Here is a 12,901-nt window from a genome sequence, read left to right on the forward strand (position 1 = left end):
GCCGGAGCGACGGTGGCGCCGTGGTGAGACCGCCGACGGCGCGTTCGGCGATACCGAGCGCCGGTCGGCTCGGCCTCCTCGCCCCGACCGCCCCCGACGAGCTCCGGCAGCTCGGCTGGACCGACACCGACAGCACCGAACTGCTGTGGGCCCTCTCCCGCGCACCCGACGCGGACCTCGCGCTGCGCACCCTTGCCCGGCTGCACGACGCGCTCGGCGACGGCTGGGCGGAACTCGACGCGGCGCTGCGCACCGACAAGGGGCTGCGCGGCCGGCTGTTCGGCCTGTTCGGCGGGTCGTCCGCCCTGGGCGACCACGTCGTGGCCCACCCGGATCGGTGGCGTGGCCTCGCCGGGACGCTGCAGCTGCCCGACAGGCGGACCCTCACCGACCGGATGCTCGGCTACGTCGAGGCCGAACCCGAGGCCGGGACGGGAGACAACCGTCTGATCCACCGGGCGAAGATCACCGGGCCGGCCGCCGTGGCTGCGCTGCGCAGCGGCTACCGCGACCAGCTGGCGCTGCTCGCGGCCGCCGATCTCGCGGCCGTCGTCGAGAACGAACCGGTCCTGCCGTACCTCGAGGTGGGGCAGCGGCTCGCGGACCTCGCCGACGCGGCCCTGACGGCGGCCCTCGCGGTGGCCGTCGCCAGCGTCGTCCCGGACGGTCCCTGCCCGGTCGACCTGGCCGTCATCGCGATGGGCAAGTGCGGGGCCCGCGAGCTCAACTACGTCAGCGACGTCGACGTCGTGTTCGTCGCCGAGCCGGCCGACGCCCGCGCCAGCCGCATCGCCGGGGAGATGATGCGGATCGGCACGTCGGCGTTCTTCGAGGTCGACGCCGCGCTGCGTCCCGAGGGCAAGCGCGGGGAACTGGTCCGCACCCTGGACTCGCACGTCGCGTACTACCAGCGCTGGGCCAAGACGTGGGAGTTCCAGGCACTGCTCAAGGCCCGGCCCATGACCGGCGACCTCGACCTCGGCCGCCGCTACGTCGAGGCGCTCAGCCCCATGGTGTGGACGGCCTCCGAGCGGGAGGCGTTCGTGCCCGAGGTGCAGGCGATGCGCCGGCGCGTCGAGGAACTCGTGCCCGCCGAGCTGCGCGAGCGGGAACTCAAGCTGGGCCGGGGCAGCCTGCGCGACGTGGAGTTCGCGGTGCAGCTGCTGCAGCTCGTGCACGGCCGCGCCGACGAGTCGCTGCGCGTACCGAACACCGTGCAGGCGCTGTCCGCCCTCGCCGACGGCGGCTATGTCGGGCGCGACGACGCCGCGAACCTGCGGGCCTCCTACGAGTTCCTGCGGCTGCTCGAGCACCGCCTGCAGCTGCAGCGGCTCAAACGCACCCACACGCTGCCGCCCCCGGAGGACCGGGAGGCGATGCGCTGGCTCGCCCGCGCCGCGCACATGCGCCCGGACGGACGGCACGACGCGCTCGGGGTGCTCGAGTCGGAGATCAAGCGCAACTCGGCGCGGGTGCGCAAGCTGCACGCGAAGCTGTTCTACCGGCCTCTGCTCGAGTCGGTGGCCCGGGTGGACAAGGAGGCGCTGCGGCTCTCGCCCGACGCCGCGGTCCGCCAGCTCGCCGCGCTCGGCTACAGCGCACCGGAGAACGCGCTCGGCCACCTGACGGCACTGTCCGGCGGTGCCTCCCGCAAGGCCCGCATCCAGGCGCTGCTGCTGCCGCAACTGCTCGAGGCGCTGGGGGAGACGAGCGACCCCGACGCCGGGCTGCTCGCCTACCGCCGCCTGTCCGAGGCCCTCGTCGACCGGGTGTGGTTCCTGCGGACGCTGCGCGACGAGCCGTCCGTCGCGGACCGGCTCATGACCGTGCTCGGGTCCTCCGCCTACGTGTCCAACCTGCTGTTGCGGGCCCCGGACGTCATCCGGCTCTACGCCGACGGCGCCGGCGGGCCCCGGCTCCTCGAACCGCGGCCCGACGAGGTCGCCAAGGCCATCGTCACCTCCTCGGCCCGCTACGACGCCCCCGACAAGGCGATCAACGCGGCCCGGTCGCTGCGCCGGGCCGAACTCGCCCGCGTCGCGAGCGCCGACATCCTCGGGATGCTGGACGTACCGCAGGTGTGCCGCGCGCTGTCCGCGGTGTGGGCGGCGGTGCTCGAGGCTGCCCTGACCGCGGTGATCAAGGCGTCCGAGCAGGAGGAGGGGCCGGCCCCGGCGCGGCTCGCGGTGATCGGCATGGGGCGTCTCGGCGGTGGCGAACTGGGCTACGGGTCCGACGCCGACGTGCTGTTCGTCTGCGAGCCGAACGCCGGGGCGGACGAAACCGCCGCGGTGAAGTGGGCGAACCAGGTCGCCGAGCGGGTGCGCACACTGCTCGGCGCGCCGAGCACGGATCCGCCGCTCGAGGTCGACACCGGCCTGCGCCCCGAGGGGCGCAGCGGACCCATGGTGCGCACCCTCGCGTCCTATCAGGCGTATTACGCGCAGTGGGCGCAGACGTGGGAGGTGCAGGCGCTGCTGCGGGCCGACGCCGTCGCCGGCGACGCGGAGCTCGGACTGCGGTTCCTGCACATGATCGACGCCACCCGGTACCCGGCCGGCGGCGTGTCGGACGAGGCGGTGCGCGAGATCCGGCGGATCAAGGCCCGGGTCGACTCGGAGCGGTTGCCGCGCGGTGCCGATCCCGCCACCCACACCAAGCTGGGCCGCGGCGGCCTGGCCGACATCGAGTGGACCGTGCAGCTGCTGCAGCTGCAGCACGCGCACCACATCGAGTCGCTGCACAACACCTCGACGCTCGAGACGCTCGATGCGATCGGCGCCGCAGAACTGCTCAGCAGCGCGGACGTCGCACTGCTGCGCGACGCGTGGCTCACCGCCACCCGCGCCCGCAACGCGCTCGTGCTGGTGCGCGGCAAGCGAACCGACCAGCTGCCGGGCCCGGGCAAGCTGCTGTCGGCGGTCGCCCAGGTCGCCGGCTGGTCGGGTGGTGACGCCTCCGAGTTCCTCGACCACTATCTGCGGGTCACTCGACGTGCGCGGGGGGTCGTGGAGCGGGTGTTCGGGACGTGAGGCCCGTCCTCCCGTGGAACCAGCTCAGGAATTCATCGTGACCACTGCCCCGATGCCCCCGACCGTCGACGATCTCGCCGCCGCCCTCGACGCTCTCCGCGCCCGGGTGCCGCTGGTGCAGTCGCTCACCAACGTCGTCTCCGCCAACTTCCTGACCAACGTCCTGCTCGCCGCCGGCGCGAGCAACGCCCACATCGACAACGTCCACGAGGCCGCCGGATTCGCCCGCATCGCCGGGGGCGTGCTGATCAATCTCGGCACCCCCGACGACGGGACGGCGGCGGCGTTCATCCTCGCCGCCGAGGCCGCCCGGGACGCGGGCACCCCGTGGGTGCTCGATCCCGTCGGCGTGGGGGGCCTCCCGTGGCGCACCGGCCTGGCCGCGGATCTGCTCCCGTTCCGTCCGACGGCGATCCGCGGCAACGCCTCCGAGATCATCGCGCTGGCCGGCCTGGGCGGCGACACCCGCGGCGTCGACAGCTCCGACGACCCCGCCGCCGCGGTGCCGGCCGCGCTGGCGCTGCTGGCCCACGCCGACGCGGTGTCCGCCTCCGGTCCCGTGGACCACCTCGTCGGCCGCGACGCCGCCGGTGCGAGGACCGGCCTGCGCATCGGTGGCGGCAGCGCCCTGCTCCCGCGCGTGACCTCCACCGGCTGCGCGCTCGGTGCGCTCGCTGCGGCATACCTCGCCGTTGCCCCCACGGCGCTGATCGGACTCGCCGCCGCGCACGCCCACGTCGCGGTGGCCGCGGAGATCGCCGACGGGAACTCCACGGGCCCGGGCTCCTTCGCCGTCGCGTTCCTCGACGCCCTGTACTCGGTGGATGCGGACGTCCTCCGGGTCCGTGCCCGCGTCGAGCCGTTGGACATCCCCGCGCAGGCGTGAGGGCCGATTGCCCCCGGCCGTCGGGTGCCAGTAGGGGAGGGGTGATTCCCCTGCGGGACTGGAGAATTCGGGCAAGTTGCTCGATGCGTGCCCGGTGATGGTGCGGGAGACCGCGTTCGTCGAGGCGGTTCCGCCGGATCGGTTGGGCGCACGCGGCACCCCCGTGCATCCCCCGGGTCGCGAGGGGCGCACGGGGGTGCGCGATGCGGTTCGCGAAGCGAGAGGTCAGCGGCAGACTACGACGAGGCCGACGCCCAACCACACCTGCCGTTCGACGCGATCGAACTCGTTGTCGTCGTGGTCGTACACGTAGTCGACTTCGGTGCGGTAGCCGCGATCCCGTTGTTCGGTGACGCGGCAGTCGCCGGACAGATTGCCGGCGCGGTTGGTGATCCGGTACGGGATGCCTTCCGCGTCCAGGAGGGCGATCGCCTGTTGTTCGCCGAGGCCGACGACGTCGGGCGCGGGTTGCGCTGCGGCGATGCCGGATCCGAGAAGGAGGGTGGCGGCGGCCGCGCACAGGGCGGCCGGGAGGGTGGTGCGCATGACAACGTCCTTTCGGGAACGATGTCGCGATGGAGTGAATCCGGTGGGGGACACCCGTTCCGCCCGGGCATGCCGGTGAGCGGGGTCCGTCAGATGTGGTCTATCGGCGCGGTCGGGAGGACGGGACCGGGCGGCGGCGCGCGGCCCCGCGGCGCGGACGACGGTCCGGCCGTGGACGACAGTGCCCCGGCATGGCGGGGTGCGCAAGCATTCATCGGCAGTTCCCCAGGCGCTCCGGCCCGGAACCGGCCGGCGCCACTTCAGGGTACTCCCGGCTCCTGACAAATCCGGCAGAACTGGCAGCCTCGCCGGAACGGCATCGGGGGGTGTCCTCGGCGTCGGTGCCTTCGGCGTCGGTGTCCACGGCCCGGATCTGTCCACCGAACGGAACCGCGCACGAAGCCGGGCGACGGATCCCGGAGCGAGGGCGGACGGGCCGGTCCGCGACGGCGCTTCGAGCCGGCCGGGGTTCGCGTCGCCGGTGGTGCGACGCCCGCCCGCTGATCACGGTGACCACCTTTGGAGTGTGTCTCGGGTCACACTTGAACATTATGATTCGCTGGGAACTCGTGTGTTGACGGATTCAATCAGCTATGTCGATCATTGCTGCACCAGTTGATGTGACTTGAGCGACGCTGCACAACACATGTCGCAGCAAAGGAACGGTGGTGTGCGATGACCGAGACCGCGGTCCGCGAAATCGAGCGTCTTCCCTACGACCTGGACGACCGGTATCGCTCCGGCTCGGGCACGGTGCTGCTCACCGGCGTCCAGGCGATCGCCCGGCAGCTCGTCGAGCAGCACGTGCGCGACATCCGCGACGGACGTCGCGTGGCCACGTTCGTCTCCGGGTATCCCGGCAGCCCGCTCGGCGGCCTCGACAAGCTGCTGCACGGCATGCCGAAGGTTCTCGCCGAGCACGACATCACCTTCGTGCCCGGCTTCAACGAGGAGCTCGCCGCGACGTCCGTGTGGGGAAGTCAGGGCCGGCTCGGGGCGGGCACGCCCACCCACGACGCTGTCGTCGGTGTCTGGTACGGCAAGGGCCCCGGCCTGGACCGGGCCACCGACGCGCTGCGGCACGCCAACATGTACGGCGTCGACCCGAACGGCGGCGTGCTGCTGATGGTCGGCGACGACCCGGCATCGAAGTCGTCGACCGTGCCCGCGGTGAGCGAACGGTCCCTCGCGGCCCTCGGCATCCCGGTGCTCTTCCCCCGCAACGCCGCCGAGATCGTCTCGATGGGCCTGCACGGGGTCGCGTTGTCGCGCGCCTCGGGCTGCCTCGTCGCGCTCAAGATCGTCGCGGACGTCGCCGACGGCGCGTGGTCCGTCGACGGCTCGGTCGCGGACCTGCGCATCACGGTTCCCGAGATCGAATGGGAGGGAAAGCCGTTCGTCTACCGTCAGCGTCCGATGGCTGCGCCGAGCGACAGCGTGATCGCCGAGGCCGACCTGTACGGGCCGCGCTGGGCGATGGTCCACGCCTACGGGAAGGCCAACGGGCTGGACGTCGTGGAGGTCGACCCGCCGCACGCCCGGATCGGGCTGGCCGCCACCGGCACCACGTTCGACGCGCTGCGGCAGGCGCTGCTCGACCTCGGGGTGACCGACGCCGACCTGCATCGCGCCGGGATCCGGCTGCTGCGCATCGGCATGCCGTACCCGATCGGCCCCGACCTGGTACGCGAATTTGCCTCCGGCCTCGACCAACTCGTCGTCGTCGAGGACAAGACCGCGTTCGTCGAAACCCAGATCCGCGAGATCCTCTACGGCACCGACGCCCCGCCGCGCATCGTCGGCAAGAAGGACGCCGACGGCCGGCCGCTGATGCCCGTCGACGGCGAACTGACCGCCGGCCGGATCCGCGGGCCGCTGCGCCGGGTACTGCGCGGCCACGTGGACCTCGGACCTGCGCCGCTCCCGTCGCTGCCCCTGGAGGTGCTGTCGGCCAAGCGCACCCCGTACTTCTGCAGCGGCTGCCCGCACAACCGCTCCACCGCCCTGCCGGAGGGCTCGATCGGCGGCGGTGGCATCGGCTGCCACGCGCTCGTCACGATGTCCGGCCGCGCGGACAGCGCCGTCACCGGGCTGACCCAGATGGGCGGTGAGGGCGCGCAGTGGATCGGTCAGGCACCGTTCACCGACATCCCGCACATGTTCCAGAACCTCGGCGACGGAACGTATTTCCATTCCGGCCAGCTCGCCGTGCAGGCGTGCGTCGCGGCCGGGGTGAACATCACCTTCAAGCTGCTCTACAACGACGTCGTCGCGATGACCGGGGCGCAGGACGCCGAGGGCGCGTTGACGATTCCCGCGCTCACCCACAAGCTCACCACCGAGGGGGTGCGGCGGATCATCGTCTGCTCCGACGAGCCGAAGCGGCACCGCAAGCGCTCCCTCGCCCGCGGCGTCACGGTCTGGCACCGCGACCGGCTCGACGAGGCGCAGCGGCTGCTGCGCGAGGTCCCGGGCGTCACCGTGCTCATCTACGACCAGCACTGTGCGGCCGATGCGCGGCGGCAGCGCAAGCGCGGCACCCTGCCCGCCCGCACCACGCGCGTGGTGATCAACGAGGCGGTGTGCGAGGGCTGCGGCGACTGCGGCGTCAAGAGCAACTGCCTGTCGGTGCAGCCGGTCGACACCGAGTTCGGGTCCAAGACCCGCATCGACCAGACGTCGTGCAACACCGACTACTCCTGCCTCGACGGGGAGTGCCCGTCGTTCGTGACGGTCGAGGTCGAGCCCGGACGCACGCCGCAGCGCCGCACCGTCCCGGTGCCCCCGGCCGTGCCCGACCCCGATCCCGGCTCCGCGGTGGGCACCCGCAACATCTTCCTCGCCGGCATCGGTGGCACCGGCATCGTCACCGTCAACCAGGTGCTTGCGACCGCCGCGCTGCGCGCCGGCTTCGACGTCGAATCCCTGGACCAGATCGGTATGAGCCAGAAGGCCGGCCCGGTGGTCTCGCACCTGCGGTTCGCCGCCGACGGTCTCGAACCCGGCAACCGGGTGACCACCGGCGGGGCGTCGTGCCTGCTGGCGCTGGACCTGCTCACCGCGGCGGATGCGAAGAACCTCGCCTACGCCGATCCTGCCACGACCGTCGCGGTGGCCTCGACGAGCCGCACCCCCACCGGGGACATGGTGTACGACAGGTCGATCCGCCACCCCGACGAACAAGAGCTGCTGTCCCGGCTGGACGCGGCGACTCGCCGGTCGGCCTCGTTCGACGCTCTCGCCGCCGCGCAGGCGCTGTTCGGCGACACCGCCGCCGCGAACTTCCTGATCGTCGGCGCCGCCCATCAACTCGGCGGCCTGCAGATCCCTGCCGAGTCCGTCGAGGAGGCGATCGAGATCAACGGTGTCGCGGTGGCGGCGAACATCGCGGCGTTCCGGTGGGGCCGCGTGGCGATCGCCGACCCCGGCGCGTTCGCGGCCGCAACCGAACCGGCCCGCCCGCAGCCGAAGGTCACCGTCGCCCCGGACGCCCTGTTCGCGGACACCACCCTCGACGGCGAGGTGCTGCGGCTCGTGCGGGTGCGTGCCGCCGCGCTCATCGACTTCCAGGGCGAACGCCTCGCCGCCCGCTACATCGACCGGGTGCAGTCCGTGTGGGCGGCCGAACGCCGCGTCACCGACCGCACCGACCTCAGCGAGGCCGTCGCGCGCGGGCTGTTCAAGTTCACCGCCTACAAGGACGAGTACGAGGTCGCGCGACTGCTCGTCGACCCCACGTTCCTCGACGAGGTACGTGCTCAGGTGCCCGGCGGTGAGCAGCTGACCTACCGGCTGCACCCGCCGGTCCTGCGGGCTCTGGGGCGCACGAAGAAGATCGGGTTCGGACCGAAGTCGCACGCGGCGCTGCGGATCCTGGCGAAGGGCAAGCGCCTGCGCGGCACCCGCCTCGACCCGTTCGGCTACGCGCACGTCCGCAAGGTCGAACGCGCCCTGCTCGCGCACTACACCGCCACGGTCGATCGTCTCGCCGCCGACCTCGATGCCGACACCTACGACCGCGCGGTGCAGGTCGCGGTTCTGCCGGACGCGGTCCGCGGCTACGAGGACGTCAAGCTGCGCACCGTCGAGCAGTACCGCGCGCGGCTCGCCGAACTCGGCGTCGAGATCGACTTCTGAGCCGCCACCGATTCTCGACCCTCCGAACACGTTCTCCCGGAAAGGAAACCCATCACGTGACCACCTCGACTCTCGCCCGCCCGACCACCTCCGACGCCGCCCCCGGTGTCTTCGGCCGATCCCGGCGCCTGTCCGACCGACCACACGAGCAGGTCGTCTTCTGTCAGGACGCCGCGACCGGCTTGCGCGCGATCGTCGCGATCCACTCCACCGCGCTCGGGCCCGCGCTCGGCGGCACCCGCTTCTACCCGTACGCCGACGAGGCCCGGGCGCTCGAGGACGTGCTGCGGCTGTCGTGGGGCATGACCTACAAGGCCGCGGTCGCGGGCGTGAACCTCGGGGGCGGCAAGGCCGTCATCCTCGGTGACCCCGCCACGGACAAGAGCGAGGCGCTGCTCGCCGCGTACGGACGGTTCGTCGAGTCCCTCGGCGGCCGCTACATCACCGCCGCCGACGTCGGTACCCACGCCGGCGACCTGGACGTGATCGGCCGCCATACCTCGCACGCGGTGGGACGCACTCCCGCGGCCGGCGGATCCGGGGACAGTTCGCCGCTCACCGCGCTCGGCGTGTTCCAGGCGATGCGCGCCGGAGCCGAGCATGTCTGGGGAACAACGACTCTCGCCGGCCGCACCGTGGGTGTGGAGGGGCTCGGGAAGGTGGGCTACGAACTGGTGGGGCTGCTCACCGCGGACGGCGCCGACGTGGTGGTCTCGGACGTGAACCCGGTGGCTCTCGCCCGGGTGGCCGCCGAGTTCCCGGCGGCACGGGTCGCCGACGGCGTCGTCGCGGCGCCGCTGGATGTGTACGCACCGTGTGCCCTGGGGGGAACGCTGACCCCGTCGACCGCCGGGGTGCTCGGTGCGCGTCTGGTGTGCGGTGCGGCGAACAACCAGCTGGCCCGCCCGGAGGTCGAGGACATCCTGCGCGACCGCGGCATCACGTGGGTGCCGGACTACGTCGCCAACGCCGGCGGCCTGATCCAGGTCGCGGGGGAGGTCGACGGATCCGACCCGACCGTCGTCCGGTCCCGGGTGGACGCGATCTTCGACCGCACGGCCGAGATCTTCGAGATGTCGCGGACCCTGGACATCGGGCCCGGCGCGGCCGCGAACCGGGTCGCCGAGCAGCGTATCGACGCCTCCTGACGGGCGGTACGGCGAGGGGGAGGCACCGCGGTGCCTCCCCCTTCTCGCGTACCCGGAGGCCGATGGCCCTCAGCGCCGATCGCTCACCGGCGCGGAGCGCCCGTGCCCGGAGTCGCGGGTGAGGTGTTCGAGCAGGGGCTGTGTCCGGTACGCCACCGGCGTCGTCAGCGCCAGCGTGGTCGTGGTGTGCGCGACGCCCTCGATCGCATGGATGCGTTCGAGCTGCTGGAGCAGATCCTCCTGCGACTGCGCGGCCATCCGGATCAGCAGGTCCTCCCGTCCCGTCGTCGCGTGCACCTCGAGCACCTCGGGGAACCGCTCGAGCTCCGCGATGACGTGACCCATCCGGGCCTGCACCAGTTCTGCGCCGATGAACGCCTGCAGCGGCAGGCCGAGCTTCGGCAGATCCACCACCGGCCGGTACCCCGTCACGGCGCCGGACTCCTCGAGCTTCCGGATCCGCGACTGGACGGTGTTGCGGGCGACGCCGAGCTTCGCCGCGAGATCGACGATGCCGGCCCGCGGGTTGTGTGTGAGCTCGGCGAGAAGAGCCGCGTCGAGCCGATCGAAACTGAGCACGGTGACACCCTTTCCGTTGTGATGCGCATCACATTTGAGCATCGTGAATAGCTGGTACGGAAGATGTTGACACGAATTGTGACAGTGCCATGATTGCTGCACTGAATTGCTCACGCAATCCCGCTCTGCGGCACCACAATGCGTCGCGTGTGAGTGTCACGCCCCCGGTCGCCCACGAGGTCCGGCGGGCCCCACAACCCCATCCCGAGGAGCACACCATGCCCGGAGTCGGCATCTGGCGCACCAAATCCGTCGAACAGTCGATCGCGGACACCGACGAACCCTGTTCGCGGCTGCGAAGGGAGCTGACCGCCAAGGACCTGACCGTGTTCGGCGTCGCCGTGGTGATCGGCGCCGGCATCTTCACCCTCACCGCGCGCACCGCGGGCAACGTCGCCGGCCCGTCGATCTCGCTGGCATTCGTCCTCGCCGCGATCACGTGCGGTCTCGCCGCCCTGTGCTACGCCGAATTCGCGTCGGCCGTCCCCGTCGCCGGCAGCGCCTACACCTTCTCGTACGCCACCTTCGGCGAGTTCGTCGCCTGGATCATCGGTTGGGACCTGATCCTCGAGTTCGCGCTCGCCTCCGCCGTCGTCGCCAAGGGCTGGTCGCTGTACCTCGGTGGCATGCTCGGCGGCAGCGGGCACACCACGATGCATCTCGGGCCGCTTGCGGTCGACTGGGGTGCACTGCTCATCGTCGGCGCGATCACGGTCGTGCTCGTCGTCGGCACCAAGGTGTCCTCGCGGGTGTCGGCCGTCGTCACCGCCATCAAGGTTGCGGTCGTCCTGCTGGTCATCGTGGTCGGCGTCTTCTACATCGACAAGAGCAACTACTCGCCCTACATCCCGCCGGCCGAGGGGGCGCAGAGCACCGCGAGCGGCGTGCACCAGTCGCTGTTCTCGGCGCTCACCGGAGCCGACGGCAGCAGCTACGGGTGGTACGGCCTGCTCGCTGCCGCGAGCCTGGTGTTCTTCGCATTCATCGGATTCGACGTGGTCGCCACCACCGCGGAGGAGACGAAGAACCCGCAGAAGGCGCTGCCGCGCGGCATCTTCGCCTCACTCGCCATCGTCACGGTCCTCTACGTGGGCGTCACGCTGGTGCTGACCGGCATGGTGAAGTACACCGACCTGCGGACGGGCAGCGCGCTCGTCGGCGACGGCAGCGCCACGCTGGCCACCGCGTTCGAGGCGCACGGCATCACGTGGGCGCAGATGGCGATCAACATCGGCGGCCTCGCCGGCCTCACCACGGTCGTGATGGTGATGATGCTCGGCCAGACCCGCGTGCTGTTCGCGATGTCCCGGGACGGGCTGATGCCGCGGCAGCTGGCCACGACGGGCCGCAAGGGCACGCCGGTACGCATCACCCTGCTGGTCGGCGGCATCGTCGCCGTCCTCGCCGCGGTGTTCCCGATGGGTGTGCTCGAGGAGATGGTCAACATCGGCACGCTGTTCGCCTTCGTGCTGGTGTGCATCGGCGTGATGGTGCTCCGCCGGACCCGCCCCGACCTGCCGCGCGGGTTCCGGGTGCCGATGGTGCCGCTGGTGCCGATCCTCGCGGTCCTCGCGTGCGGATGGCTGATGCTCAACCTGTCCGTCGAGACGTGGATGCGGTTCGTGGCCTGGATGGCCCTGGGCGTGGTGATCTACTTCGTCTACGGTCGCCGCAAGTCGGTGCTCGGGCAGCGGCTGCGGGCCGAGGCGGCCGAGCGGGCGGAGACGCCGCAGGTCGTCCGCGAGCCCGAGCCGGTGTAGCACGCCGAATGGACGCGGCCCCGGAGCAACCGCTCCGGGGCCGCGTCCGTGCGCCGGCGTGCGCGCGGCACCGGCGGCCTCACCGGGCGCGCCGGTCCGGACCGGATCCCGTCACGCGCTGTCGTCTCGGACGCCGCCGGAGGAGGCGCGTGCCGCGGTCGGGCACTGGGCGAGGATCGCGGCGCCCATCCAGCGTCGGAGATATCGCCGCAGGTCGTCGTCGCTCCGCGGGGGATTGCCGGGGGAGACGAAGAACGACTGCATCGTGCGCAGCACGTATTCGACGAGCTCGTGGAGGGCCGCGTCGTCGTACCCGTAGCGCTCCCAGTCGACGTCGAAACGCTTGATCATCGTCATCCCGAACTCGCGTGCCTCTTCGGAGGTGAGGCCGTCGGGATGGACGTTCGAGTACGTGCCCGTGAGCAGGATGCCCAGATGCGGCGTCCGGCGTACCTCGGCCAGGGTGTAGACCACGCCTTCGGTCATCGCGTCGACCGGATCCTCGATGCCGCGGATGTGCCGGGTCAGTCGAGCGAGGAATCCGTCGACCGACCCGATCGCCGCGGCCCGCATCAGTGCATCCGCGCTGGGGAAGTAGCGGTACACCGTCTGGCGGATGACGCCCAGCGACTCCGCGACATCGGCGATGCTGATGACGGAACCCGTACGCCCGATCAGATCGACTGCAGCGGAAACGATCCGGCGGGACGCTTCGTCGTCGTTCTCCGGGGGGCTGCCGCCCCACCCGCGTCTCCGTGCCACTGCTCCGCTTCCTCGGATCGCACCGCATCCGGAACGACGGGCCCTCCGCAT

The 12,901-nt window shown here is 71.7% G+C and carries 8 protein-coding genes; 5 read left to right on the forward strand and 3 right to left on the reverse strand.

Annotation, left to right across the window (positions count from 1 at the left end; all coding sequences use genetic code 11):
• The first annotated feature begins 20 nt into the window (after window positions 1-20).
• On the forward strand, window positions 21-3,032 hold the full coding sequence (locus ACWPOB_RS05280) for a bifunctional [glutamine synthetase] adenylyltransferase/[glutamine synthetase]-adenylyl-L-tyrosine phosphorylase (protein WP_455400133.1): 3,012 nt from the start codon (window positions 21-23) through the stop codon (window positions 3,030-3,032).
• 52 nt (window positions 3,033-3,084) lie between these two features.
• On the forward strand, window positions 3,085-3,918 hold the full coding sequence (gene thiM, locus ACWPOB_RS05285; protein WP_455400201.1) for a hydroxyethylthiazole kinase: 834 nt from the start codon (window positions 3,085-3,087) through the stop codon (window positions 3,916-3,918).
• A gap of 225 nt (window positions 3,919-4,143) precedes the next feature.
• On the opposite strand, the gene ACWPOB_RS05290 is transcribed toward thiM, so the two are convergent.
• Window positions 4,144-4,464 carry a PASTA domain-containing protein gene (locus ACWPOB_RS05290; RefSeq protein WP_100057477.1) on the reverse strand — a complete coding sequence of 107 codons (321 nt, stop codon included), beginning with the start codon at window positions 4,462-4,464 and terminating at the stop codon, window positions 4,144-4,146.
• A 675-nt stretch (window positions 4,465-5,139) separates the two neighbouring features.
• Between ACWPOB_RS05290 and ACWPOB_RS05295 the strand changes: the two genes are divergently transcribed.
• Both ACWPOB_RS05295 and ACWPOB_RS05300 read left to right on the forward strand, forming a co-directional pair.
• Entirely contained in the window at window positions 5,140-8,601 is a 3,462-nt protein-coding gene (locus ACWPOB_RS05295; protein ID WP_455400134.1) for an indolepyruvate ferredoxin oxidoreductase family protein, read from the forward strand.
• A 56-nt stretch (window positions 8,602-8,657) separates the two neighbouring features.
• Window positions 8,658-9,749 (forward strand): Glu/Leu/Phe/Val family dehydrogenase, encoded by a 1,092-nt coding sequence (locus tag ACWPOB_RS05300; RefSeq protein WP_100057476.1) that lies wholly within the window; start codon window positions 8,658-8,660, stop codon window positions 9,747-9,749.
• A 69-nt stretch (window positions 9,750-9,818) separates the two neighbouring features.
• On the opposite strand, the gene ACWPOB_RS05305 is transcribed toward ACWPOB_RS05300, so the two are convergent.
• A complete protein-coding gene (locus tag ACWPOB_RS05305) occupies window positions 9,819-10,328 on the reverse strand; it encodes an Lrp/AsnC family transcriptional regulator (protein ID WP_100057475.1) in 510 nt (169 codons plus the stop codon).
• Window positions 10,329-10,546: 218 nt separating this feature from the next.
• Here ACWPOB_RS05305 and ACWPOB_RS05310 point away from each other — a divergent pair, with 218 nt between their 5' ends.
• Window positions 10,547-12,088: an amino acid permease gene (locus tag ACWPOB_RS05310; RefSeq protein WP_100057474.1), complete on the forward strand. Its 1,542-nt coding sequence runs from the start codon at window positions 10,547-10,549 to the stop codon at window positions 12,086-12,088.
• 111 nt (window positions 12,089-12,199) lie between these two features.
• Here the strand turns inward: ACWPOB_RS05310 and ACWPOB_RS05315 are convergent, their stop codons facing one another.
• Window positions 12,200-12,850 (reverse strand): TetR/AcrR family transcriptional regulator, encoded by a 651-nt coding sequence (locus tag ACWPOB_RS05315; protein ID WP_100057216.1) that lies wholly within the window; start codon window positions 12,848-12,850, stop codon window positions 12,200-12,202.
• Window positions 12,851-12,901 lie beyond the last annotated feature (51 nt).

It is taken from the genome of Rhodococcus sp. 2H158 (assembly GCF_053764755.1).

Coding starts and splice junctions, on each gene's coding strand:
- thiM (WP_455400201.1), top strand. CDS start 3,085: ATGCCCCCGACCGTCGACGATCTCGCCGCCGCCCTCGACGCTCTCCGC.
- ACWPOB_RS05295 (WP_455400134.1), top strand. CDS start 5,140: ATGACCGAGACCGCGGTCCGCGAAATCGAGCGTCTTCCCTACGACCTG.
- ACWPOB_RS05310 (WP_100057474.1), top strand. CDS start 10,547: ATGCCCGGAGTCGGCATCTGGCGCACCAAATCCGTCGAACAGTCGATC.
- ACWPOB_RS05290 (WP_100057477.1), bottom strand. CDS start 4,464: ATGCGCACCACCCTCCCGGCCGCCCTGTGCGCGGCCGCCGCCACCCTC.